Raw genomic sequence first — 24,021 nt, 5'->3', positions numbered from 1 at the left:
CGGACAACCTGCCTCTGATTCCGGACAGCATGAACAGTAAACACATCGATCTGCTGGATTTCAGCGAACTGCCGTCGGCGGTGTATTTCCGCTATGCCGACTTCAACGCCCACGAATACGCCGCGCCGCACCGCCATCCGTGGGGCACGCTGGAATACGCGGCCCACGGCGTGCTGCACATGGATGTCGACGGCAGCCGCTTCATGTCGCCACCGCAGTACGCGGTGTGGGTGCCACCGCAGGTCGAGCACAGTTTCTACAGTCATCAGCCGGTCAATTATCGGGCGGTGTGCCTGGCGCCCGAGGTGTGCGCGGATTTACCGGCGCAGGCTTGCACCCTGGCGATCAGCGACATTCTCAAGGCAATCCTCAAGGACTTCGCCGCCCGGGATGTGAAGATCCCCGCGTTCGATGCCGACCAGCGCCTGGCCCAGGTGCTGGTGGATCAGTTGCGGCAGGCGCCGGTTCATCAGTGTTATCTGCCATACGCCAGCAGTCCCGGGTTGCTGACGATCCTCGAAACCCTGCAGGCCGAGCCCGGCAACAATGAACCGCTGGCGCACTGGGCGGCGCAGGTGCATGTCAGCGAGCGCACCCTGGCCCGGCAATTCGTGCGGGAGTTGGGGATGAGTTTCGGCGAATGGCGCCAGCGGCTGCGCTATCTCGCGGCCATCGAGGCGCTGGAAAGTACGCGCAGTGTGCAGGAAATCGCCTTCGATCTCGGCTACAGCAGTGGCTCGGCGTTCATCGCCATGTTTGCCCGGCAGGCCGGATGTACGCCGGAACAATACCGGCGTAGCCATCTGGAGACTAGGAAGGTGTAACAAGCTTTGACTACACTCAGCCGGAGGCCGCCTCCATCGATGCGGCAACAAGGAGAAAACTCCATGAAGATGTTGCGTGTCCCTTTGTTGATGATCGGTCTGCTGCTGTGCTCCCAGGGTTTTGCCGCCACGGCGCAACAGAACAAGATGACCACTTGCAACGCCGACGCCACGGCCAAGAGCCTGAAAGGCGATGAGCGCAAGACCTTCATGAGCACTTGCCTGAAGGCAGCGCCGGCGGCCAACGACGCCAAGACCCTGACCCCGCAGCAGGAAAAGATGAAAACCTGTAATGCCGACGCCAAGACCAAGGCCCTGACCGGCGATGCGCGCAAAACCTTCATGAGTGATTGCCTGAAGAAAAAATAAGATCGACAGATCGCAGCGAGCGGCAGGGCATCCGCTCGCTTCGGCGCTGGATCGCTGGCAGACTGCCAATCCTTTTACGCCGTTCGTTTTGAGGCTGTATGCCAACGTTTTCTGAGCGTCATGTTGTGTTCTGGGTCAGTTGCATCATCATTTTCGGCGGTTTGCTGCTGGTGCTGCCGCTGCGCTTGTTGCCCAGTCTGTTGGCCGGTCTGCTGGTGTTCGAGCTGGTCAACATGCTCACCCCACAACTGCAACGGCTGATCGAAGGCCGCCGCGCGCGCTGGCTGGCGGTGGCGTTGCTGGGCACGCTGGTGGTGAGTGTGCTGGCGCTGATCTTTGCCGGGGCCATCAGTTTCCTGCTGCACGAGGCGGAAAATCCCGGGGCTTCCCTCGACAAATTCATGGGCGTGGTCGATCGTGCGCGCGGGCAACTGCCGCCGTTTGTCGATGCGTATCTGCCGGCCAGTGCCGCGGAGTTTCGCGTGGCCATCGGTGAATGGCTGAGCAAGCACTTGTCCGACCTGCAACTGGTGGGCAAGGACGCGGCGCACATGTTCGTGACCCTGCTGATCGGTATGGTGCTCGGCGCGATCATCGCGCTGCAGCGCGTACCGGACGTCACCAAGCGCAAGCCGCTGGCGGCCGCATTGTTCGATCGTCTGCACCTGCTGGTTCAGGCGTTTCGCAATATCGTTTTTGCGCAGATCAAGATTTCCCTGCTCAACACCTTCTTCACCGGGATCTTCCTGGCGGTGATCCTGCCGCTGTTCGGGATCAAGCTGCCACTGACCAAGACCCTGATCGTGCTGACGTTCCTGCTCGGCTTGCTGCCGGTGATCGGCAACCTGATGTCGAACACGCTGATCACTATCGTCGGCCTGTCGCTGTCGATCTGGGTGGCGATTGCCGCGCTGGGCTACCTGATCTTTATCCACAAGCTCGAATACTTCCTCAACGCGCGCATCGTCGGCGGGCAGATCAGTGCCAAGTCCTGGGAGTTGCTGCTGGCGATGCTGGTGTTCGAGGCCGCGTTCGGCCTGCCGGGGGTGGTGGCGGGGCCGATTTATTACGCGTATCTGAAGAGTGAGTTGAAGCTGGGCGGGATGGTTTAAGCGATTTGATCGCTCCCACGTCGAACCGTCTGCGTGGGAACGATCATCAGTGCAGTGTCAGTTCATCGAGCCATAGCGTTTCATGGCTTCAATCGCCAGGCCGCTGCCGATGCTGCCAAAGATGTTGCCTTCCACATGCCGCGCGTTTGGCAGCATCGCCGAGACGCTGTTGCGCAGCGCCGGGATACCGCTGGAACCACCAGTGAAGAACACCGTATCGACCTGACCCACCGCCACATTGGCGTCCGCCAGCAATTGCGTGACGCTGCCGCGCACGCGCTCCAGTTGCGAATCGATCGCCGATTCGAACAAGGCCCGGGTCAGCTCGACGCTCAGCCCGGATTCGATCCGGTCCAGCGGCACGTGGCGGCTGTCGTTGTGGGTCAGCTGGATCTTGGTTTCTTCCACTTCCATCGCCAGCCAGTGCCCGGCGCGCTGTTCGATCAGCTTGAACAGACGGTCGATGCCGCCGGTGTCCTCGATGTCATAACGCATGCTGCCCAGGGCCAGGGTCGATTTCTGCGAGTACACCGAGTTGATGGTGTGCCAGGTCGCCAGGTTCATGTGGTGACTGGTCGGCATGAACGCGCCGCTCTTCATGCGGCTGCCGTAGCCGAACAGCGGCATCAGGCCTTGCAGGCTCAGTTGCTTGTCGAAATCGGTCCCGCCGATGTGCACGCCGCCGGTGGCGAGGATGTCGTCGTGACGGTTATCCATGCCCCGACGCTCGGGCGACAGGCGCACCAGCGAGAAGTCCGACGTACCACCGCCGATGTCGACGATCAGTACCAGCTCTTCCTTTTCGATGGTCGACTCGTAGTCGAAGGCCGCAGCGATCGGCTCGTACTGGAACGACACGTCCTTGAAGCCGAGCTTGCGCGCCACTTCCACCAGGGTGTCTTCGGCTTCCTGGTCGGCCAGCGGATCGTCGTCGACGAAGAACACCGGACGTCCCAGCACCACCTGCTCGAACTCACGACCGGCGGCCGCTTCGGCGCGGTTCTTGAGCTGGCCGATGAACAGCCCGAGCAAGTCCTTGAACGGCATCGCGGTGCCGAGGACGCTGGTGTCGTGCTTGATCAGCTTGGAACCGAGCAGGCTCTTGAGCGAGCGCATCAGCCGGCCTTCGTAGCCTTCCAGGTACTCGTGCAGCGCCAGGCGACCGTAAACCGGGCGGCGCTCCTCGATGTTGAAGAAGACCACCGACGGCAGGGTGATCTTGTCGTCTTCCAGCGCGATCATCGTTTCCATGCCGGGGCGCAGCCAGCCGACGGTGGAGTTGGACGTGCCGAAGTCGATGCCGCAGGCACGGGCTGGAGAGGCGTCTTTCATGGTCTTTCGGTTCCGGTCAAAAAAACGGCCGCGCAGTGTATGCCAGTGCGCGACAGATTCGAAGGCCAGTCATCTGCTATTTCACGACTAAGCTTGCTTGAAAGTCGCCGCTTTGCCCCAAACTTGCTGGCATGGGCCGGCAGACATACCGGCGGTCGCAAGAACCGCCGTCCACTGCCGATAAACTTCTGCTGCGCCACCCGGTCACAAGTTTGAGATCGGTCAACCTGGCACGCGCGAATCGGCGCATGCTGACGGCGGCGCGAAATCGATAACGGATGGTGACTCCTTCAATGGACTTCAAAGACTATTACAAGATACTCGGCGTGGAGCCGACGGCTGACGACAAGGCAATCAAGGCGGCCTATCGCAAGCTTGCGCGCAAATACCACCCCGATGTCAGCAAGGAAAAAGACGCCGAGGCCAAGTTCAAGGATGCCTCGGAAGCCTATGAAGCGCTGAAAAGCGCCGACAAGCGCGCCGAATACGATGACCTGCGCCGCTACGGCCAGCACGGTCAGCCGTTCCAGGGCCCACCGGGCTGGCAGAGCCGTGGCGGCTTTGGTGGCGGCGGTGGCGACACCGGTGACTTCTCGGACTTCTTCAGTTCGATCTTCGGCAATCGCGGCCCCGGTTTCGGTGGCGGCGAAGGCCGGCAATCCCGCAGCGCCGGACGGCGAGGGCAAGACGTGGAACTGGAACTGCCGATCTTTCTCGAAGAGACGCTTTCGAACGAATCGAAAAAAATCAGCTTCCAGGTGCCGCAATACAACGGTTCCGGCCAGCACGTCAGCAACACCAGCAAGAGCCTGAACGTGAAGATCCCGGCGGGCGTGACCGACGGCGAGCGCATCCGCCTCAAGGGCCAGGGCGCACCGGGCATCGGTGGCGGTGCCAATGGCGATCTGTACCTGACCATCCGTTTCGCGCCGCACCCGAAATTCGATGTCGAAGGCGAAAACCTGATCATCACCTTGCCGCTGGCACCGTGGGAACTGGCGCTGGGTGCCGAAGTGGCCGTGCCGACCCTGACCGGCAAGATCAACCTCAAGGTCCCGGCCGGCAGCCAGAACGGCCAGCGCATGCGCGCCAAGGGCCATGGTCTGCAGAACAAGGCCGGCGAGCGCGGTTATCTGTTCGTCCAGCTCAAGGCCGTGATGCCGAAGGCTGCGGGCGATGACGTCAAGGCGCTGTGGCAGGAACTGGCGAAGAAAGCCGCCTTCAACCCGCGAGAGAACTTCTGAACCCGGCGACGGAGTAGCCCATCATGAGCAGCCCCCTGATCGTTCAACTGGACATGGCAGAATTCTGTGAGGCGGCCGACCTGTCGGACGTCTACGTGATCGAAATCGTCGAACACGGCATCCTCGAACCTCAGGGCGCGCAGCCCCGGGAATGGCGCTTCACCGACTACGAGCTGGCCCTGGCCAAACGCGCCGTCAAGCTGCGGCGCGACCTGGAGCTGGAATGGGAAGGCGTCGCCCTGGCGCTGGACCTGCTGGAAGAAGTGAAGGAACTGCGCGCCGAGAACCGGATGCTTCGTCAGCGTCTGGCGCGGCTGGTGGTCGAGTAGCGCTTCAAACCTGTCTGGGCAGCGTCACGCTGAACAGCGTTCCGTCGGCTTCGCTTGAACTGACTTCGATCGTCCCGCTGTGGGCGGTCACCACTTCCTTGACGATGAACAGCCCCAGACCGAGGCTGGTCGACGGCTGCCCGAGTTCTTCGTCGGCGCTGCGTACCAACGGATCGAAAATCGTGCCGATGGCCTCTTCGGGAATCGGCGTGCCGTCGTTATGCACGCTCAGGCACACGTTGACGGTGTCGCCGCGCAGATCAACGCTCACCTCGCGGGGATCGGAGCCGTGCTGCAAGGCGTTGCCGATCAGGTTCTGCAACAGCTGATCGATCCGTCCGGCATCCCAGGCACCCCGGGTATCGCCGCTGATGGTCAGTGTCGGATCGCATTCCGGATTCCCGGCGCAGGCTTCGGCGATCGCCCGGCGCGCGGCTTCTGCCAGGTCCATGGGGACAGGGTTGATCGGCAGGCTTTTGCCGAGGCGACTGCGCACCAGTTCGAGCAGGTCGCTGACCATGGCCGCCATGTGCCGCGCACCGTGTTTGATGTTCAGCGCGCAGGTCAGCGCATCGCCTTCCAGGGTGGTTTTGCGCATCAGCACTTCGGTCGACATGCTGACCGCTTGCAGCGGCGCGCGCAGGTCGTGACCGAGGATGGCGAGGAAAATGTCGCGCGAGCGGTTGACCTGCTCGGCGTAGGCTGCCGTGGATTCCGCCAGCGCTTCGTCGATGGCTTCGTTGAAGCGGATCATGTCCTGAAAATATGCCATGTCCGGCGACTGCAGCGAATTGACCCACAAGCGAATCACACAGGCGCGCAGGTGACGGAACTCCGAGGTCATCTGCACCAGGTCGAACCCCACCGTATGCCGCAACTCACCGTGGCTGGCGCCGGCCTCGTCCAGGCTCGGGGTTTTCTCGGGGCCTTCGCCCTTGGCCTTGGCGATTTGCTCGCTGGCGGTTTGTGCGGTGTCCATATCGCGTGCGGTAGCCAACAGGATCGCCCTGGCATGATCAAGCAGTGCCGCCCGGTCCATGGTGTCGGCCGCCGGGGTAATGGTCCGGGCGAACTGCTCCCATTCCTCGACGATGTGATCCGCGTGTTGCCTGATGAATTCGGATAAACGCATGTCCGGGTTCCTGGAAATTCAAGGCGGGGCGTTCGAATATTAGTCCCTTTGCGCGGGAAAGATAGCGCCGCTCGAGCCTGACATTTCCGCTGACAAGACGCCGTACTGCGAGACATATATACCGCAGCCACGGAGGTTCGCCATGGTCTGCTTTCGCTCCATTTCAAGGAGCGAAATCATGTCCGAAATCCTTCTCACCCCACCTTCGCCAGATAAGGCTGCACCGCCGCCGGGGCCGGTCGTGACGCAAAGTCTGCACGCCGGTTTTCTTCAGCAGGCCATCCCCGACTGGCTGATCAATGCACCGGTTCAGCAGCGTGAAGGGCTGAAAAGTGCCGATAACGCCACACCCGACTGGTACAGGCGCGCCTCGCGCGATCAGCGCAAGGCTGTGGGCGACGCCGTGACTGCCAGCCTCGCTGCCCAGGCTCGCCTGGACAAAGCCATGTCGAGCTTCCAGGACATCGACAGCTTCGCCGCGCCGTTGCTGACCAAGGCCCTCAAGGACCGCTTCAACGTGACGCTGGACGTCAACAAGACCTGGCTGCTGCTGAACAAACCGGTGGAAATGGGGATTTTTGCCATTGACATCGATTTCTTCGAAGTCCTGAAACTGCCATTGCTGCAAGCGGCCCTGCACAACTTCGAAGATCGTGAATGTAAACGTGGCGCCTTTCATGAAACCTCGGGATTTCGCAGGGAAACCTCGACACCCGGCACGCTTGCGCCGTTGAGCACGCCCCTGACGGTCGAGCAATTCACCGGTCTGTGCCGTTCGTTGGACATCGGGGCGAAATATCAGGCTTACCTCAAGGATTTCCTGCGCCCCAAGGACGCGGTGGCCGAACACGTGCTGCGCGACAAATTCGTCGCCGCGCATAAAGCCGCGTTGCGTGCGGCGGCCGAACTGGCATTGGTCAAAGGTGATATCGGACACGAAGACTACGCCTCGATTCGCTCGATCCTCAACGGCGAACTGGCGCCGCGTCAGGGCCGTCGGCAGATCTGGTTCCGTGATCTGGGCCTGATGGGCCGGCGCATGACTGGCTGCGTGATGTTCACAATCTGCGAGAAGTATCGCTACAGCGACGACTCGATCCTGTATATCCCGGGTGATCCTTACCACCCGCTCAAACGCTACAAGGGGCGGGAAATCGCAGCAATGTTCAAGCAGCGGTTTACCGCACGCGACGCGACTCAAACTCATCCCGCCGAACCGAATGCCTACCAGCGCTTTTTCAGTCAGTTCGTCGCCTATGCCGACCGGCCGCGCTACTTCGACCAGTTCACCGACGACACGCCGAACCGCACGTTCACGCAAAGACTGGCGCCCTACGAGCCGCTGCTCAACGAGTTTTTCAAGGCACTCAACCCGATCAACGCCGCGCTGACAGGGATCCGCGAATTGCCGCCTGCGCCGCCGGTCGAGCAGGTGCCGAATGTTGAGCCGTATCTGAACCCGGTTGACCTGTCTCGCAAGGGGGGCGGGATCTGGTCGGACAATGTCGACCTGTGGAATTACCAGTTCGAGCAGCATCGTGAGCGGTTGATCGCCGATGCCCGCAGCCATGCCGTGCCCACGGCGGATGTCGACGCCAGGGTACGCTCGGAGAAGCTCGCCGCGTTGTTGAACATTGGCATGCTGGTGCTGATGGGTGTCTCGATGTTCGTGCCGGTGCTGGGCGAGGTGATGATGGTAGTGATGGCCGGGCAACTGTTCGAAGAAACCTTTGAAGGCGCCATCGAGTGGAGCGAAGGTGATCGCAAGGCTGCCAAGGCCCATCTGATCGATGTCGCGCAGAATCTCGCGTTGATTGCCTTGATGGCGGGGGCGGGAAAGGGGTTTGCTCGGTTGGCGGCAGCCAGATCGGTGCCGGTCATCGAGAACCTGCATCAGGTGGAATTGCCCGACGGCACGACCCGTTTGTGGAAGCCTGACCTTCGTGGTTACGAGAGTCCGGTTAGGCTGGATCCGCACGCGATGCCGAATGCGCTGGGGCAATACGAGGCCGGAGAAAAAACCTGCATCCGGCTCGACGGCAAGACCTACCAGCAGGCTTATGACGAATCGCTCAAGACCTGGCGCATCCAGCATCCGAGCGATCCGCAGGCCTATCAGCCGCCCCTGGCGCACAACGGCGCCGGCGCATGGCGGCATACTCTGGAACGCCCACAGGACTGGGATCGATTGACGCTGTTGCGGCGCATCGGCCACAGCACCGAGCCCTTCGCTGACGCGCAGTTGCTGACGCTGGCCGATGTCGCCGGTGTCAGCGACAACGCCTTGCGCAAGATGCACCTGGACAATGCCTTGCCGCCGCCGGAACTGGCGGACGCCATGCGCCTGTTCAACGCCGAGCGTGACGCCGGACTGATCGTCGGGCAGGCCGCCGGTGCACAGGCGATCGACAGTCGCTTTCTGCATCTGCTGGCGCTGCTTCCCGATATGCCACGCTGGCCGTTCGGACGAGTGCTGAAGATCTACGACAGCCCTGAACTCTCGGGGAGGGCGCGCAGTTACGGGACGAGGCGCGGCGGCAAGGCGCCGATCCGGATCAGCCGGGCCGAGGTGTTGAACGGTCAGATGCCGACCCGGATACTCGCGGCGCTGGATGAAGCAGAGACGATTCGCCTGTTGGGTGGTGAGCCTGCACGCGTTCGGTCGGCACGGGCGCAGGAGTTCTCCAGACAGATGGCCGACTTCGCCAGCGCTCGTCAGCCTGCGTTATTCAACAGCCTGCTCAAGGGAACCGAGCCTGTAGAGCCTCGGACAGCAAAGCTGCAACGAGTGATCCCCGGCCTGACCGACCGTGCGGCCGCAGCCGTGTTGGGGCAAGCCAATGCCGGGGAACTGGCACGGCTGGACAGCGCAGCGAAGGTCCCCTTGCATTTACAGGAACTCGGTCGCTGGTATGGCCAGGCAGGGCGCTTGAGCCGGGCCCTGGCCGGATTGCGCAGTGAAACCATGGCCTCTGCCGATAGCCGCCATCTCGCGTTGCAGACGTTGGGACGGCTACCGGGCTGGTCCAATGACGTGCGTCTGGAAATCCGCGAGGGCAGTATCAGCGGCCCGATGCTGGATGCCATCGGCAGCGAAACGGCCGCCGAACACAAGTATCTGGTCAAGTACAGGGACGCCTATCAAGCCGCCAATGAACGAGGCGAGCCGCTCAACAGCATTCCGTTCAGGGGCGACAACTTTTTCGCCTCGTTGATGCACGCCTTGCCTGATCAGGCACGTCATGCACTGGGTCTGCCGAATGTCGGGCAGAGTGTCCAATTACAAGACGCAATCTTTGATCGTGCGCTCGCCGAACGCAGTCAGTCGGCCGGGATTCTGCGTGCAGGCGCCGCAGAAAAAACCTGGTTCAAACCGCCGCAACGCATTGCCCCCAAACTGCTTGGCTATCCCGCCAGCGGCGATGGACCGGGGCCGGCCCCGGTGTTGATCGGGCACGTGCAGAACGTCTATCCGGGATTGACCGACGTCCAGGCCCGCGGCTTCATTCTTGAGCAATGGCGGCTGGGCAAGACCGACCAACAGATCTTTCATCTGCTCAACAATCGAATGAGCGAATGGCGAGAGCTGGAAACAACGCTTGATCAATGGCTGATGTCGCAGAACCTGCGCCTGCGCAGTACCCGCGACGAATTCGTCAGCGTGGTGCAAAACATAAAGGACTGTTGGCGCAACGCACCGTTGGCCGAGCACAACGCTCAAGCGGCGCGCCTCACGATCATCAGTGATGCTCCGTTGCCGTCATTGACGGCGGATTTCTCTCATGTGCGCGAACTGACATTGCGTGCCCCGGTAGTGGGTGACACGCTTGCAGCGTTCCCCAATGTTGAAAAACTGGTGATGAGCGCCGGTGTCGGGGAATTCGACAAGGTCCTCACGACGTTGAAGACACTGCGGCACATGACCCGGCTGAAACTGGCCACACCCATCACGGGCGCGGTGGCGTCGAGGGTCAGGGAACTGATCCGGCTCGAGGAACTGGAACTGCACTGTACGGGCGGCGGCATCAACACAGTGATACCGATGCAGTTGGATGTCAGCGGCATGCGCCAGCTGCGCAGGCTTGAAGTCGGCAGCCCGCCAATGCACCAATGGCCGCGCGGCGTTCTGGATTTATCACGACTGGAGCGTCTGAACCTGCGATCAACCTCGATCAATGCGCTGCCGATGGAAATCTATGAAGGTCATCAGCGACTGTTGTCCGGTCTGTCGCTGGACTGGTCGAAGTTCCCGCGCCGGGTGTTCAAACCGATCTACGAATTCGTCCGCAGTCAACCTCGGCATCTGATCGATCTGGACGAAATGGTTGCCGACTACTGTCGCGGTGAGCTCAAGCGTTTTGTCGGTATGGAGTCCAGCCTGTTCGATGTCCTGAGCAATGGTTTCAAGATGCAATGGACAGATGCCGGGAGCCGGCTCGTCGCCATCGAAGCCCTGAGTGAACAGTTCAGCGAACTCAACCGGCTGACGGAGTGGGTCGGTTCCGAACCGACCATCGCCAATGGCGGCGCCGCACGCTCGGCAGTCGCCGAAACCTTGCGGAGCAATTGGCGCAGTGGCTTGTTCCAGCGCTACGGCGCGCGCACCGAAAGCGTGTTTTTCAACCTGTACGTCAGTTTGCCCACCGATCCGTCGGTGCTGGATCTTCTGGGTTCTCCCGTGGACAGTCTGCCGGTCTTGTCTGCTGAAGGTTTCAGCCACGTCAGAAGCCTGCATCTGGCCGGGTTGCAGGCCCCGGTCGAACAGTTGCGCGGTTTCATCCGCACCTTCCGCGGGGTCGATACCCTCGACCTGAGCCATTGTGGCTTGACCGAACTGCCGCTGGAGCCGAGCGATCTGCCGGCGCTCGAAACCCTGAACCTGCACGATAACCCTCTGGAGCGTGTCGACGTGCGCGGCATGAATCGCCTGATGGCGCTGGACCTGAGTTCGACGGCCCTGCGCGAATGGCCGGCCGGTGCCGAGGATCTTCCGGAACTGACCTGGCTGGATCTCAGTGGCAGCCAGTTGACCTCGCTGCCGGATGCGCTGCTGACGCGTGATGCATTGTTGCTGGATACCAGCCTGACCGGCACCCCGTTGAACCCGCAAGCCAAAGCCGCGCTCGCCACTGCGCGGCAGAGGATCGAAGGCGCCCGAGGCCTGGCCCCCGGATCGTTGCAGCGTTTTGCGCTGGAGGAACCGCGTCACCGTACACCGCCCACCGAAAGCGGTTCGGTCATCGCGCGGCGCCTGTTGCCGTTGCCGCCACGGTTGCCTGCTGTTGAAGGGCCGGCCGGATGGGGCGCGCGCTTGCGCCGCCTGCGCCCGCAGTACGACAACACTCGGGCACAACAGGCCATCGAACGGATGCAGGGCGCGGGGCTGACCGAGGTGCAGATCAGTGCGCGAATCGACGCTTGGGAACAGACATTCGAGTCGCTGACGCGGCGCCTCAACGATTGGTTGTTCACCCACGAAACCCGCGGTATGGATTGGGTCGTGTCGTCGCGCACCCGCCAGATTGCTGCGCAGCGCATCATCGAATGCTGGCGGGACGGTACGGTCGACTGGAATGGCGTCACTGATCGCGAGCTGAACCTCGACGGTCTGCAAGTAGGCAATCTGCCCGAGCTGACGAACGTGTTTCCTGCGGTGAGCACCCTGAACCTGGCGGGGGTCAAGCTTTCCACCGATGGCTCCAATGCGTTCCTCAGGGCATTCACGCAGGTGCGCCGACTCAATCTCAGCGGCAACCACTTGCCGGCTCTCCCCGAACCTGTCGGGCAAATGCGTCAGCTGGCGCGACTGGAACTGTCGTTCACCGGCCTTGCGGATTCTGCGGCGCTGTCTCAAACGCTTGAGGGGTTGACCCAATTGCAATGGCTGGATCTGAGCCATAACAGCCTGCGCACGTTCAGTGTCGCTCGACTCGGGCGGCTGGAGCGGCTGGATCTGCGCGACAACCTGCTCACGGGCTGGCCGGAGGGAGTATTGCAAGCCCCGCACTTGCAGGCGATCGACTTGAGCAACAACGAAATATCGTCAATTCCAACGCAGCTGTATGACGGCAGCCATGCTGCGCTGATTGCCGGCAGCAATCTTTCGGAAAACTATGAAATGTCGCAGCAAAGTCTCGTTCTGCTGCGCGAGTACGCTGATGCGAATGGGCGTCGTGACGCGCTGGGCATGACGTATGCCGATATCGACCGGATGATCGACGATCTGGGCAGCACCACCGAAAGCGATGCGGAGGGCGCGGGCACCGATAGCGATCCCGAGCCGGATGAGGACATTCCGGCACTCGCCGAAACGGTTCTCGAGCAGCAAATGACGCCGTGGATTGAAAACATCCCCCAGGAGGACGCCGTGCGTTATCGGGCGATGTGGCAGCGGTTGGCAGTCGAACCCGACAACGAGGCCTTCTTCCATCTGCTGTCGCGGATGCCGGACACCGAGGAATTCCGGGTGTTTCGCGCCGACCTGACCCGACGGGTCTGGGAAATCGTCGAGGCGGCCGATGGCAGCCAAGAGCTGCGCGATACGCTGTTTTCCATGGCGACCACGCACACGACCTGCGTCGACGGGCGAACCCTGGCGCTCAGCGAAATCGAGGTCAAAGTGTATGAGTACAACGCCTTGCGACACCTGCAGCCAGGTCTTGCGGCGAAAGGGCGTGCCTTGCTCGACCTGTCGCGACAACTGTTTCGCCTGGGTGAGGTGGAAAAACTCGCGGCGCGCAGCATGGGCCGTCACGCCGATCCTGCGGAAGTGCGCCTGCAGTATCGAATCGGCCTGACGTCGGGTTGGGAGGATGGTCTGCAACTGCCGGGGCAACCCAGCCACATGCGGTTTGCCCGGCCGCTCAGGGGCGAGGATCTGGCAGCCGCTCGCGCTGCGGTGGTGAAGGCTGAAAAAGGCGAGGGGTTTTATGAGGAACTGATCAGCCGTGATTACTGGGTGCAATACCTGACCGAGAAGTACCCGGATGAACTCGGCGCGCTCAAGCGCAGTTCGGATGAAAAATTGCAGCGACTTGAGGATGAATACGAAGACGTCACCAGCGCGGCGTACCAGGAGGCGGTGCAGATGCTCGAGGTTGAACGCAGTATTGAGCGCAACCAGCAACTGATTGCCTTGTCACGCCTGGAAACCGGCGAGCCGGTGACGGTCGGGCTTGAGGGGGAGCGGTCCGGCACTTCGCGGTATCTGATGGACACCTCAGACCGCTGAAGCGCTGGCAGCCTCGGTCGTCGAGAGGCTCGACGACCGGGGCCAGACATCAGAACAGAAAGTAACGCTGCGCCATCGGCAGGGTTTCGGCCGGCTCACACCAGAGCAACACGCCGTCGGCTTTGACCTGATAGGTCTGCGGGTCGACGTCGATGTTCGGCAGGTAATCGTTGTGGATCAGGTCGGTTTTCTGCACGTCGCGGCAGCCTTTGACCACGGCGATTTTCTTTTTCAGGCCCAACGCTTCGGGCAGCCCGGATTCCTGCGCTGCCTGGCTGATGAACGTCAGACTGGTGGCATGCAACGAGCCACCGTAACTGGCGAACATCGGGCGATAGTGCACCGGTTGCGGGGTCGGGATCGACGCGTTGGCGTCGCCCATCAGGCTCGCGGCGATGGCGCCGCCCTTGAGGATCAGCGTCGGTTTTACACCGAAGAAGGCCGGGCGCCACAGCACCAGATCCGCCCACTTGCCGACTTCCACCGAACCTACCTCGTGGCTGATGCCATGGGTGATCGCCGGGTTGATGGTGTACTTGGCGATGTAGCGTTTGGCGCGGAAGTTGTCGTTGCCTTCGCCGTCCTTAGGCAACGGGCCGCGCTGCTTTTTCATTTTGTCGGCGGTCTGCCAGGTGCGCGTGATGACTTCGCCGACGCGGCCCATGGCCTGGCTGTCGGAGCTGATCATCGAGAACGCGCCGAGGTCGTGGAGGATGTCTTCGGCGGCAATGGTTTCGCGGCGGATACGGCTTTCGGCGAACGCCACGTCTTCGGCAATGCTCGGGTCGAGGTGGTGGCAGACCATCAGCATGTCGAGGTGTTCGTCGATGGTGTTGCGGGTGAACGGCCGGGTCGGGTTGGTCGAACTCGGCAGCACGTTGGCGAAACCGCAGGCCTTGATGATGTCCGGCGCGTGACCGCCGCCGGCACCTTCGGTGTGATAGGTGTGGATGGTCCGACCCTTGAATGCGCCGAGGGTGGTTTCAACGAAACCGGATTCGTTGAGGGTGTCGGTGTGGATCGCCACCTGCACGTCGTACTGGTCGGCGACGCTCAGGCAGTTGTCGATGCTCGCCGGGGTCGTACCCCAGTCTTCGTGCAGCTTGAGGCCAATGGCGCCGGCCTTGACCTGTTCGATCAATGGCTCCGGCAGGCTGGCGTTGCCCTTGCCGGTGAGGCCGATGTTCATCGGGAACGCATCGGCCGCCTGGAGCATCCGCGCCAGGTGCCACGGTCCCGAAGTGCAGGTCGTTGCATTGGTGCCGGTGGCCGGCCCCGTGCCGCCGCCGATCATGGTGGTGACGCCGCTCATCAGTGCTTCTTCGATCTGCTGCGGGCAGATGAAGTGGATGTGCGTGTCGATGCCGCCGGCGGTGAGGATCATGCCTTCGCCGGCAATCACTTCGGTGCTGGCACCGATGGCGATGGTCACGCCGGGCTGCACGTCCGGGTTGCCGGCCTTGCCGATGGCGGCGATGCGCCCGTCCTTGAGGCCGACGTCAGCCTTGACGATGCCCCAGTGGTCGATGATCAGCGCGTTGGTGATGACAGTGTCGACCACTTCGGCTGCCAGCAACTGGCTCTGGCCCTGGCCGTCGCGGATCACTTTGCCGCCACCGAATTTCACTTCTTCGCCGTAGGTGGTGAAGTCCTGTTCGACTTCGATCCACAGCTCGGTGTCGGCCAGGCGCACCTTGTCGCCGACGGTAGGGCCGAACATGTCGGCGTAGGCTTGTCTGGAAATCTTCATCTAGCGTCCTTCAGAGAAATAACGGCACACACGGACTCAGAGGTCACCCATGACCCGCCCGGCAAACCCGAACACCCGCCGGTGCCCGGCGTAATCCACCAGTTCCACTTCGCGGCTCTGGCCCGGCTCGAAACGCACGGCCGTACCCGCCGGGATGTTCAGGCGCATGCCACGGCTGGCGGCGCGGTCGAAGGTCAGGGCGTCGTTGGTCTCGAAAAAGTGGTAGTGCGAACCGACCTGGATCGGCCGGTCGCCACTGTTTGCCACTTTCAGGCTGATCGTGCGACGACCGACGTTGAGTTCGATGTCGCCGGGCTGGATCCGGTATTCGCCGGGAATCATCAGTGGGCTCCTTGCAGGATCTTGTAATAGAGGGCTGTCGGGCGATACGTGCCGCTCGGGTCGCAGGCGTAATCGGGAATTTCCCCGGCGCGGGTGTAACCCAGGGCCTTGTAGAAATCTTCGGCGGGGGAGCCGGCCTCGGTATCGAGGTAGAGCATGCCGCGCTTGTACTGGCGAGCGGTCAGTTCCAGCGCTTCCATCAACTGCTGACCGAGGCCGCGCCGCCGGGCCTGTTCGCGCACCAGCAGTTTCTGCACTTCGGCGCGGTTCAGACCGTTGGCCTTCTGGCACAGGCCCAGTTGCACGCTGGCCTGCACCTGTTCGTCCTTGACCACCACCCACAGCAAGACGTTGCCCTTGTTCAGGTTGTCCTGCACTTCATCGAAATAGGCGCGGGCCTGAGTGGCATCCAGATCGGCCATGAAGCCGACGCTGGCGCCATACCCCACGGCGTCGAGCAGCAGGTCGATCAGGCCCTGACGATAGTGCGCAAAACTTTCAGCATTGACGCGTCGCAGTTGGGCGGGGTTCATCGGTGTCACTCCTTGTTGGCGAGCGGCGGCTCCGCGCCAGGGTTGAGGGTCAGTTGCATGAACGTCAGGTCGAGCCAGCGGCCGAACTTGGTGCCGACCTGCGGCATTTGCCCGGTGCTGATGAACCCGGCGCGTTCGTGCAGGCGGATCGACGCGGCGTTGCCGCTTTCGATGGCGGCGACCATGACGTGCTTGCCGCAGGTTTTCGCACGTTCGATCAGCGCGGTCATCAGTTGCGGGCCGAGGCCGTTGCCGCGCTGGTCGCTGCGCACGTAGACCGAGTGCTCGACCGTGTGACGGAAACCGTCGAACGGCCGCCAGTCACCGAACGAAGCGTAGCCGAGGGTGGTGTTGTCGGCGTCGACGATGACCAGGATCGGATAGCCTTGGGCCTGGCGCGCGCTGAACCACGCCTGACGGTTGCCGAGGTCGACCGGGGATTCGTTCCAGATCGCCGTGGTGTTGAGCACGGCGTCGTTGTAGATGTCGCGGATCGCCGGCAGGTCGGCATGCAGTGCATCGCGGATGGTGTAAGTCATGGCGCGGCCTCAGACGATCGGTTGGTGAACGGTGACCAGTTTGGTGCCGTCGGGGAACGTCGCTTCGACCTGGATCTCCGGGATCATTTCCGGGATGCCTTCCATCACCTGATCGCGGGTCAGCAGGGTGGTGCCGTAATGCATCAGTTCAGCCACGGTCTGGCCGTCCCGGGCGCCCTCGAGCAGCGCCGCCGAGATGAAAGCCATGGCTTCCGGGTAGTTGAGCTTCACGCCACGGGCCAGTCGCCGCTCGGCAACGAGGCCGGCGGTGAAGATCAGCAGCTTGTCTTTTTCGCGTGGGGTCAGGTCCATCGTTTGAAATCCATTGTCGGCAGTTGAAGAAAATCAGGTGTTCCAGATTCGGGGAGGCAGGGCTTCACGGCCAAGCAGCGCAGGCCTGAGCAATCGCCAGAGTTCGATCAGCCAGGCCCGCGCCAGCAATGCTTCACTGGCCAGGCAACGGGCGACCAAAAGTCCGGGCAATTGCGTCAGATCCCCGCGCACTTCATGGTCCAGCGAGCGGCAGCGCTCCAGCAGTTCAGCATCAATCTCACCGGTGACCAGCAACGTCGCAAACACCGGATTGCCGTCCAGTCCGATCGGCGAATCAAGCAAACCGTCATCGCCGACGATGCGCTGGCGCTCATGCCACAGCAGCCGGCCATCGCGGCGAATATCCAGATGCGCCTGGAAATGCCCGAGGTCGAAACGCTCACCACTGGCCGGGCGCCCGAGGGCCACCACGTCCCAGTAGAACAGTCGTGCATCGCCTTCAAGGTCGATCGAGGTCGTGAGTTCCGCCTGGGCGGCGCTGTAGACGATGGTTTCCTGCGGCAGCCATTCCAGTGTCGCGCCGGCGGCGACGTGCAGGTCCAGCGACTGATAAGCGGGGCCTGCCGCGCGATACCACTTGGCCGCGCCGGGGCTGGTGATCTGTGCCCAGGCGCTCTGTTCGACGCGGGCGCTGATGTCGAGCCGGTCACCGCCGGCAATGCCGCCCGGCGGGTGGACGATGATGTGCTGGCAGACCTCGGGCCCTTCGGCATACAGATGCTTTTGCACCCGCAACGGACCGAGGTGTCGGCGTCGGGTCGGCCGCGTGCAATCGCCGAAGCGGGCGTAGGCCAGCTCAAGCTCGGCGTGCCAGCTCGGGGTAAACAGGGCAGTCGCTAAAGGTAAGTTCATGTTTTCTGATTATCGTTAGGACGCTACAGATTAGTCCGTAACCTCAAATAGTCACCAGCCCGCGCACACCTTCGGCTTCCATATTTTCGCCACGGCCCTGCTGCACGATCTCGCCCCGGGACATCACCAGGTACTGATCGGCCAGTTCGGCGGCGAAATCGTAGAACTGCTCCACCAACAGGATCGCCATGTCGCCTCGGGCGGCGAGCTTTTTGATCACCGCGCCGATTTCCTTGATCACCGACGGCTGGATGCCTTCGGTGGGTTCGTCGAGGATCAACAGTCGCGGACGGCTGGCCAACGCTCGGCCGATGGCGAGTTGTTGTTGCTGACCGCCGGACAGGTCGCCGCCGCGCCGCTGTTTCATTTGCAGCAGCACCGGGAACAGTTCGTAGATGAACGCAGGAACCTCTTTGGCTTCGCTGCCGGGGAAGCGCGACAGGCCCATCAGCAGGTTTTCTTCCACGGTCAGTCGGCCGAAAATCTCCCGGCCCTGCGGCACGTAGGCGATCCCGGCGTGCACCCGTTGATGCGGCTTGAACGCGGTGATCGGTTTGCCTTCCCAGTTCACCGCGCCTTCCTTGGCCGGCAACAGGCCCATCAGGCATTTGAGCAACGTGGTCTTGCCCACGCCGTTACGGCCGAGCAGGCAGGTCACTTCGCCGACCTTCACGTCAAAGCTCAGGCCACGCAGGATGTGGCTACCGCCGTAGTACTGATGCAATTTGTCGACTTGCAGCATGTTGGAATTCCTCTTCAGCGCCCGAGATAGACTTCGATCACGCGCTCGTTGTCCTGCACCTGTTCCAGCGAGCCTTCAGCCAGCACGCTGCCCTGATGCAACACGGTGACGTGGTCGGCAATCGAGCCGACGAAGCCCATGTCGTGTTCCACCACCATCAGCGAATGCTTGCCCGCGAGCGACTTGAACAGCTCGGCGGTGAATTCGGTTTCGGCGTCGGTCATGCCCGCCACCGGTTCGTCGAGCAGCAGCAGTTGCGGGTCCTGCATCAGCAACATGCCGATTTCCAGAAACTGTTTCTGCCCGTGGGACAGCAGCCCCGCCGGGCGATTGACCGAGGTGGTCAGGCGAATGGTGTCGAGCACTTCGCTGATCCGGTCTTTCTGCTCGCCGCTCAATTTTGCCCGCAGGCTGGCCCACACCGACTTGTCGGTTTTCTGCGCCAGCTCAAGGTTCTCGAACACGCTCAGGGCTTCGAACACCGTGGGTTTCTGGAACTTGCGACCGATGCCGGCCTGGGCGATCTGTACTTCGCTCATTTGCGTCAGGTCGAGGGTTTCGCCGAACCACGCCTTGCCATGACTCGGGCGGGTCTTGCCGGTGATCACGTCCATCAGCGTGGTCTTGCCCGCGCCGTTGGGGCCGATGATGCAGCGCAGTTCGCCGACGCCGATGTACAGGTTCAGAGCGTTCAGCGCCCGGAAACCGTCGAAGCTGACGCTGATGTCTTCCAGGGTCAGGATCGTGCCGTGACGGGTGTCGAGGCCCGGACCGACGCGTTGTCCGAGGCCGATCGAGTCGCGGCTGGTGCCTTCGTCCTTGTTGGGCTCCACCGGGAAAAAGGCCGGTTCCAGCATGAATTCAGCGCTCGCCGTGACTCTCATGATTCACCTCGTTTCTTCAGCAGACCGATCACGCCTTTGGGCAGGTACAACGTCACGACGATGAACAGCGCGCCGAGGAAGAACAGCCAGTATTCGGGGAACGCCACGGTGAACCAGCTCTTCATGCCGTTGACCACGCCGGCGCCGAGCAGCGGGCCGATCAGGGTGCCGCGCCCGCCAAGGGCCACCCACACGGCGGCCTCGATCGAGTTGGTCGGCGACATTTCGCTCGGGTTGATGATCCCCACCTGCGGCACGTACAGCGCACCGGCCAGACCACACAACACCGCACTCAATACCCAGACGAACAGCTTGAAACCCCGTGGGTCGTAGCCGCAGAACATCAGGCGGTTTTCCGCGTCACGCAGGGCGGTCAGCACCCGGCCGAACTTGCTGCGCGCCAGCCGCCAGCCGATGAACAGGCTCGCCACCAGCAGCAATACCGTCGCCAGAAACAGCACCGCGCGGGTGCCGGGTTCGGTGATGCCGAAACCGAGGATCGTGCGGAAATTGGTAAAGCCGTTGTTGCCGCCGAAGCCGGTCTCGTTGCGGAAAAACAGCAGCATCCCGGCGAAAGTCAGGGCCTGGGTCATGATCGAGAAATACACGCCTTTGATCCGCGAACGGAAGGCGAAGAAGCCGAACACCAGCGCCAGCAAACCCGGCGCCAGCACCACCAGACACATCGCCCAGAGGAAGTTGCCGGTGCCGCTCCAGTACCACGGCAATTCGCTCCACGACAGAAAGGTCATGAACGCCGGTAAGCCATCGCCGGCGGCCTGACGCATCAGGTACATGCCCATCGCATAACCGCCGAGGGCGAAGAACAGGCCGTGACCGAGGGACAAGAGACCGGCGTAGCCCCAGACCAGATCCAGCGCCAGGGCGACGATGGCGTAGCAGAGAATCTTGCCGACCAGCGTCAGGGTGTAAGCCGAGACATGCAGCGCACTGTCCGCCGGCAACAACGACAGCAGCGGCAGGGCGATCAGCAACGCGAGAACAACGGCACCGACAGCGATGGAAACTTTGGGGCCGGCCTTTTGTGTGGCCGTAACGAGCAGGGGCTGGTTCATCAGTCGATCACCCGTCCTTTCAGTGCGAAGAGGCCTTGCGGACGTTTCTGGATGAACAGAATGATCAGCGCGAGGATCAGGATCTTGCCGAGCACCGCACCGATCTGCGGCTCGAGAATCTTGTTGGCGATGCCCAGGCCGAACGCTGCGAACACGCTGCCGGCCAGTTGCCCGACGCCGCCAAGCACCACCACCAGGAATGAATCGATGATGTAGCTCTGGCCGAGGTCCGGGCCGACGTTGCCGATCTGGCTCAGCGCCACGCCGCCGAGCCCGGCGATGCCCGAGCCGAGACCGAAGGCGAGCATGTCGACACGCCCGGTCGGCACGCCGCAGCAGGCGGCCATGTTGCGGTTCTGGGTGACGGCGCGCACGTTCAGACCGAGGCGAGTCTTGTTCAGTAACAGCCAGGTCAGCACCACTACGAACAATGCGAAGGCGATGATCACGATGCGGTTGTACGGCAGCACCAGATTCGGCAACACCTGAATCCCGCCGGACAACCATGCCGGGTTCGCCACTTCAACGTTCTGTGCACCGAACACCAGGCGCACCAGCTGAATCAGCATCAGGCTGATGCCCCAGGTGGCGAGCAGGGTTTCCAGCGGGCGGCCGTAGAGATGGCGAATCACCGTGCGCTCCAGTGCCATGCCGATGGCGGCGGTAACGAAGAATGCCACCGGCAGCGCGATCAATGGATAGAACTCGATGGCCTGCGGTGCGTAGCGCTGGAACATCAACTGCACGACGTAAGTCGAGTAGGCACCGAGCATCAGCATCTCGCCGTGGGCCATGTTGATCACACCCAGCAGGCCGAAGGTGATCGCCAGGCCCAGCGCCGCGAGCAACAGAATCGAGCCGAGGGACATGCCGCTGAAGGCCTGGCCGAGCAGTTCGCCGATCAGCAGTTTGCGCTTGACCTGGGCGAGGCTGGTTTCGGCGGCGGTGCGCACATTGGCGTCAGCCTCGACGCCGGGTTCGAGCAAACCTTCGAGGCGAGTGCGGGCCAACGGGTCGCCGGTTTCACCGAGCAGACGCACGGCCGCGAGGCGTACTGCCGGGTCAGTGTCGACCAGTTGCAGGTTGGCCAGCGCCAGGCTCAGGGCGGCGTGGACGCTTTCGTCTTTTTCGCCAGCCAGTTGCTGGTCGAGGAATTTCAGCTGCGCCGGTTTGGCGCTTTTCTGCAATTGCTGCGCGGCAGTCAGACGGGTTTTGGCGTCGACGGCGAGCAATTGGTGGCTGGCCAGTGCGGTGTCGATCAGACCTCGCAGGCGGTTGTTCAGGCGCAGGGTTTTGGGTTGGCCGTCGACGGTCAGTTCGCCTTGTTGCAGGGCGTTGATCAGTTCGACACGGGCCGGATCGGGCTGCGCGGCCCAGGCTTCCAGCAGTTTGGCTTGTTGCACGGGGTTGGCGGCGACGAAGTCTTCGGCGTCGCTGGCGTGGGCGGCTATCGGCAGCAAAAGTGCGAGGGCCAGGAGCAAACGGTATAGGGCAGTGGGCATAACGGGCCTTCCTGTATTGATCGTTCCCACGCAGAGCGTGGGAACGATCAGGTTGAGCGGGTTAACTCAGTTGCTCTTCACCGCATACTCCGGCTTCTTGTCGTTGCCCGGAATGAACGGACTCCAGGGCTGCGCACGAATCGGCCCCTCGGTCTGCCACACCACGTTGAACTGACCATCGGCCTGGATCTCGCCGATCATCACCGGTTTGTGCAGGTGGTGGTTGGTCTTGTCCATGGTCAGGGTGTAGCCGGACGGCGCGGCGAAGGTCTGGCCGCCGAGGGCTTCGCGGACCTTGTCGACGTCGGTGGACTTGGCTTTCTCCGCCGCCTGCGCCCACATGTGGATGCCGACGTAAGTGGCTTCCATCGGGTCGTTGGTCACGGCTTTGTCGGCGCCCGGCAGGTTGTGTTTCTTCGCGTAGACTTTCCAGTCATCGACGAACTTCTTGTTCACCGGGTTCTCCACCGACTCGAAGTAGTTCCACGCCGCGAGGTTGCCCACCAGCGGTTTGGTGTCGATGCCGCGCAGTTCTTCTTCGCCCACCGAGAACGCCACCACCGGCACGTCGGTGGCCTTCAGACCCTGGTTGGCCAGTTCCTTGTAGAACGGTACGTTGGAGTCGCCATTCACGGTGGAGATCACAGCGGTCTTGCCGCCGGCCGAGAACTTTTTGATGTTGGCGACGATGGTCTGGTAATCGCTGTGGCCGAACGGGGTGTAGACCTCTTCGATGTCTTTATCCGCTACGCCTTTGGAATGCAGGAACGAACGCAGGATCTTGTTGGTGGTGCGCGGGTACACGTAGTCGGTGCCGAGCAGGAAGTAGCGCTTGGCGCCGCCACCTTCTTCGCTCATCAGGTATTCAACCGCCGGGATCGCTTGCTGGTTCGGCGCGGCGCCGGTGTAGAACACGTTCGGCGACATCTCTTCGCCTTCGTATTGCACCGGGTAGAACAGCAGGCCGTTGAGTTCTTCGAACACCGGCAGCACCGATTTGCGCGACACCGAGGTCCAGCAACCGAACACCACCGCGACCTTGTCCTGCGTCAGCAACTGCCGGCCCTTTTCCGCGAACAGCGGCCAGTTCGACGCCGGGTCGACCACCACTGGTTCCAGCATCTTGCCGTTCACCCCGCCCTTGGCGTTGATCTCGTCGATGGTCATCAACGCCATGTCTTTGAGCGATGTTTCGGAGATCGCCATGGTGCCGGACAACGAATGCAGAATCCCGACCTTGATGGTCTCGGCGGCCTGTACCGTCCAGGTCATGCCCATCGCGGCAATGGATGCCGTGAGTGTGAAAGCCTTGATCAAACTGCGACGCTTCATTGTGCGATCTCCACGAACGTTAAAGTTTTTTATGGTTGGCAGATGCGAACGACTGAAGGGTGTTTTGCAAGGGCTGTGCCCGGTCGGGATCGGGCAGCAAAAGGTCGGTTTAGAGCGGTTGTGCGCAGGGACGGCGCACCAGGAGGGGACAGGCGGCAGGGTGTGGTGCGGGGAAGTGCTTCATTGTGGTGCTGCCGCGAGGCGGCAGCAGTGTCGGGTGGAACTCAGTTCACACCGGGGAACGAATCGACGTACTTGATGGTGAAATCAGGGAAGGAATCAACGATCTGGATTTTGTAGTCGGGAAAGCTGTCGACGGTTTTCCATTTACCAGCCGAGTCCGGGAACGAGTCGACTTTCTTCACTTTGAGGTCGGGAAACGAGTCCACGACCTTCACCTTGTAATCGGGGAAGCTGTCGACGAATTTGATCTTGCCGTAGATCTTCGAGACATCGACGGTCGTATCGGCCAGCACCGCGCTGGATCCCACAAACAACAACGCGACAACAGCTGCTTTCAACATGACACTCATCCTGAGAAAAATCGGGTGCGCAGTCTAAGG

Annotated in this window: 20 protein-coding genes; 6 read left to right on the top strand and 14 right to left on the bottom strand. The window is 62.1% G+C overall.

Annotation, left to right across the window (positions count from 1 at the left end):
• Positions 1-29 precede the first annotated feature (29 nt).
• From AC1RME_RS11125 to AC1RME_RS11115, 3 genes are all read left to right on the top strand, one after another.
• Positions 30-824 (top strand): AraC family transcriptional regulator, encoded by a 795-nt coding sequence (locus AC1RME_RS11125; protein WP_096819782.1) that lies wholly within the window; start codon positions 30-32, stop codon positions 822-824.
• 63 nt (positions 825-887) lie between these two features.
• A complete protein-coding gene (locus AC1RME_RS11120) occupies positions 888-1,193 on the top strand; it encodes a PsiF family protein (RefSeq protein ID WP_025111807.1) in 306 nt (101 codons plus the stop codon).
• A 98-nt stretch (positions 1,194-1,291) separates the two neighbouring features.
• Positions 1,292-2,305, top strand: coding sequence for an AI-2E family transporter (locus tag AC1RME_RS11115; RefSeq protein WP_096819781.1), 1,014 nt, complete (start codon positions 1,292-1,294; stop codon positions 2,303-2,305).
• 57 nt (positions 2,306-2,362) lie between these two features.
• On the opposite strand, the gene AC1RME_RS11110 is transcribed toward AC1RME_RS11115, so the two are convergent.
• On the bottom strand, positions 2,363-3,637 hold the full coding sequence (locus tag AC1RME_RS11110) for an Hsp70 family protein (RefSeq protein ID WP_096819780.1): 1,275 nt from the start codon (positions 3,635-3,637) through the stop codon (positions 2,363-2,365).
• A 293-nt stretch (positions 3,638-3,930) separates the two neighbouring features.
• On the opposite strand from AC1RME_RS11110, the gene AC1RME_RS11105 reads away from it, so the two are divergent.
• The gene (locus AC1RME_RS11105) at positions 3,931-4,881 is read left to right on the top strand and encodes a DnaJ C-terminal domain-containing protein (RefSeq protein WP_096819779.1); all 951 of its coding nucleotides are present in this window, start codon (positions 3,931-3,933) and stop codon (positions 4,879-4,881) included.
• A gap of 23 nt (positions 4,882-4,904) precedes the next feature.
• Entirely contained in the window at positions 4,905-5,210 is a 306-nt protein-coding gene (locus AC1RME_RS11100; protein ID WP_096819778.1) for a chaperone modulator CbpM, read from the top strand.
• 4 nt (positions 5,211-5,214) lie between these two features.
• Here the strand turns inward: AC1RME_RS11100 and AC1RME_RS11095 are convergent, their stop codons facing one another.
• Complete coding sequence (locus AC1RME_RS11095; protein ID WP_096819777.1) at positions 5,215-6,342, bottom strand: sensor histidine kinase; 1,128 nt, start codon at positions 6,340-6,342, stop codon at positions 5,215-5,217.
• A 178-nt stretch (positions 6,343-6,520) separates the two neighbouring features.
• Here AC1RME_RS11095 and AC1RME_RS11090 point away from each other — a divergent pair, with 178 nt between their 5' ends.
• Positions 6,521-13,573 (top strand): NEL-type E3 ubiquitin ligase domain-containing protein, encoded by a 7,053-nt coding sequence (locus AC1RME_RS11090; RefSeq protein WP_493091211.1) that lies wholly within the window; start codon positions 6,521-6,523, stop codon positions 13,571-13,573.
• Positions 13,574-13,622: 49 nt separating this feature from the next.
• Here the strand turns inward: AC1RME_RS11090 and ureC are convergent, their stop codons facing one another.
• From ureC to AC1RME_RS11030, 12 genes are all read right to left on the bottom strand, one after another.
• Positions 13,623-15,323 carry an urease subunit alpha gene (gene ureC / locus AC1RME_RS11085; RefSeq protein WP_096819775.1) on the bottom strand — a complete coding sequence of 567 codons (1,701 nt, stop codon included), beginning with the start codon at positions 15,321-15,323 and terminating at the stop codon, positions 13,623-13,625.
• 36 nt (positions 15,324-15,359) lie between these two features.
• On the bottom strand, positions 15,360-15,665 hold the full coding sequence (locus AC1RME_RS11080; protein ID WP_096819774.1) for an urease subunit beta: 306 nt from the start codon (positions 15,663-15,665) through the stop codon (positions 15,360-15,362).
• Positions 15,665-16,198: a GNAT family N-acetyltransferase gene (locus AC1RME_RS11075; RefSeq protein WP_096819773.1), complete on the bottom strand. Its 534-nt coding sequence runs from the start codon at positions 16,196-16,198 to the stop codon at positions 15,665-15,667. The genes AC1RME_RS11080 and AC1RME_RS11075 overlap by 1 nt, the downstream gene beginning before the upstream one ends.
• 5 nt (positions 16,199-16,203) lie before the next feature.
• The gene (locus AC1RME_RS11070) at positions 16,204-16,737 is read right to left on the bottom strand and encodes a GNAT family N-acetyltransferase (protein WP_096819772.1); all 534 of its coding nucleotides are present in this window, start codon (positions 16,735-16,737) and stop codon (positions 16,204-16,206) included.
• Positions 16,738-16,746: 9 nt separating this feature from the next.
• Complete coding sequence (gene ureA / locus AC1RME_RS11065; protein WP_007950602.1) at positions 16,747-17,049, bottom strand: urease subunit gamma; 303 nt, start codon at positions 17,047-17,049, stop codon at positions 16,747-16,749.
• Positions 17,050-17,082: 33 nt separating this feature from the next.
• Positions 17,083-17,922 carry an urease accessory protein UreD gene (locus AC1RME_RS11060; protein ID WP_096819771.1) on the bottom strand — a complete coding sequence of 280 codons (840 nt, stop codon included), beginning with the start codon at positions 17,920-17,922 and terminating at the stop codon, positions 17,083-17,085.
• A 43-nt stretch (positions 17,923-17,965) separates the two neighbouring features.
• Positions 17,966-18,664 (bottom strand): urea ABC transporter ATP-binding subunit UrtE, encoded by a 699-nt coding sequence (urtE, locus tag AC1RME_RS11055; protein WP_096819770.1) that lies wholly within the window; start codon positions 18,662-18,664, stop codon positions 17,966-17,968.
• A gap of 14 nt (positions 18,665-18,678) precedes the next feature.
• Positions 18,679-19,548 carry an urea ABC transporter ATP-binding protein UrtD gene (gene urtD / locus AC1RME_RS11050; protein ID WP_085711202.1) on the bottom strand — a complete coding sequence of 290 codons (870 nt, stop codon included), beginning with the start codon at positions 19,546-19,548 and terminating at the stop codon, positions 18,679-18,681.
• Positions 19,545-20,624 (bottom strand): urea ABC transporter permease subunit UrtC, encoded by a 1,080-nt coding sequence (urtC, locus tag AC1RME_RS11045; protein WP_096819769.1) that lies wholly within the window; start codon positions 20,622-20,624, stop codon positions 19,545-19,547. The genes urtD and urtC overlap by 4 nt, the downstream gene beginning before the upstream one ends.
• Entirely contained in the window at positions 20,624-22,126 is a 1,503-nt protein-coding gene (gene urtB, locus AC1RME_RS11040; RefSeq protein ID WP_096819768.1) for an urea ABC transporter permease subunit UrtB, read from the bottom strand. Before urtB ends, urtC begins: the two co-directional genes overlap by 1 nt.
• A 66-nt stretch (positions 22,127-22,192) precedes the next feature.
• Complete coding sequence (gene urtA, locus AC1RME_RS11035; protein WP_096819767.1) at positions 22,193-23,458, bottom strand: urea ABC transporter substrate-binding protein; 1,266 nt, start codon at positions 23,456-23,458, stop codon at positions 22,193-22,195.
• 224 nt (positions 23,459-23,682) lie between these two features.
• On the bottom strand, positions 23,683-23,982 hold the full coding sequence (locus tag AC1RME_RS11030) for a 7(1) septoil knot domain-containing protein (protein ID WP_096819766.1): 300 nt from the start codon (positions 23,980-23,982) through the stop codon (positions 23,683-23,685).
• Between the last annotated feature and the right edge of the window lie 39 nt (positions 23,983-24,021).

The organism is Pseudomonas sp. GW822-FHT03F08 (assembly GCF_058801265.1).
This window is presented reverse-complemented; position numbering and strand designations above follow the sequence as displayed.

Excerpts from the sequence above, each read along its gene's own strand:
- ureC (WP_096819775.1), bottom strand. The coding sequence starts at position 15,323 with ATGAAGATTTCCAGACAAGCCTACGCCGACATGTTCGGCCCTACCGTC.
- urtC (WP_096819769.1), bottom strand. The coding sequence starts at position 20,624 with ATGAACCAGCCCCTGCTCGTTACGGCCACACAAAAGGCCGGCCCCAAA.
- urtE (WP_096819770.1), bottom strand. The coding sequence starts at position 18,664 with ATGCTGCAAGTCGACAAATTGCATCAGTACTACGGCGGTAGCCACATC.
- urtD (WP_085711202.1), bottom strand. The coding sequence starts at position 19,548 with ATGAGAGTCACGGCGAGCGCTGAATTCATGCTGGAACCGGCCTTTTTC.
- AC1RME_RS11110 (WP_096819780.1), bottom strand. The coding sequence starts at position 3,637 with ATGAAAGACGCCTCTCCAGCCCGTGCCTGCGGCATCGACTTCGGCACG.
- urtA (WP_096819767.1), bottom strand. The coding sequence starts at position 23,458 with ATGAAGCGTCGCAGTTTGATCAAGGCTTTCACACTCACGGCATCCATT.
- AC1RME_RS11095 (WP_096819777.1), bottom strand. The coding sequence starts at position 6,342 with ATGCGTTTATCCGAATTCATCAGGCAACACGCGGATCACATCGTCGAG.
- urtB (WP_096819768.1), bottom strand. The coding sequence starts at position 22,126 with ATGCCCACTGCCCTATACCGTTTGCTCCTGGCCCTCGCACTTTTGCTG.
- AC1RME_RS11105 (WP_096819779.1), top strand. The coding sequence starts at position 3,931 with ATGGACTTCAAAGACTATTACAAGATACTCGGCGTGGAGCCGACGGCT.
- AC1RME_RS11070 (WP_096819772.1), bottom strand. The coding sequence starts at position 16,737 with ATGACTTACACCATCCGCGATGCACTGCATGCCGACCTGCCGGCGATC.
- AC1RME_RS11030 (WP_096819766.1), bottom strand. The coding sequence starts at position 23,982 with ATGTTGAAAGCAGCTGTTGTCGCGTTGTTGTTTGTGGGATCCAGCGCG.
- AC1RME_RS11080 (WP_096819774.1), bottom strand. The coding sequence starts at position 15,665 with ATGATTCCCGGCGAATACCGGATCCAGCCCGGCGACATCGAACTCAAC.
- AC1RME_RS11060 (WP_096819771.1), bottom strand. The coding sequence starts at position 17,922 with ATGAACTTACCTTTAGCGACTGCCCTGTTTACCCCGAGCTGGCACGCC.
- AC1RME_RS11125 (WP_096819782.1), top strand. The coding sequence starts at position 30 with ATGAACAGTAAACACATCGATCTGCTGGATTTCAGCGAACTGCCGTCG.
- AC1RME_RS11075 (WP_096819773.1), bottom strand. The coding sequence starts at position 16,198 with ATGAACCCCGCCCAACTGCGACGCGTCAATGCTGAAAGTTTTGCGCAC.
- AC1RME_RS11090 (WP_493091211.1), top strand. The coding sequence starts at position 6,521 with ATGTCCGAAATCCTTCTCACCCCACCTTCGCCAGATAAGGCTGCACCG.
- ureA (WP_007950602.1), bottom strand. The coding sequence starts at position 17,049 with ATGGACCTGACCCCACGCGAAAAAGACAAGCTGCTGATCTTCACCGCC.
- AC1RME_RS11115 (WP_096819781.1), top strand. The coding sequence starts at position 1,292 with ATGCCAACGTTTTCTGAGCGTCATGTTGTGTTCTGGGTCAGTTGCATC.
- AC1RME_RS11120 (WP_025111807.1), top strand. The coding sequence starts at position 888 with ATGAAGATGTTGCGTGTCCCTTTGTTGATGATCGGTCTGCTGCTGTGC.
- AC1RME_RS11100 (WP_096819778.1), top strand. The coding sequence starts at position 4,905 with ATGAGCAGCCCCCTGATCGTTCAACTGGACATGGCAGAATTCTGTGAG.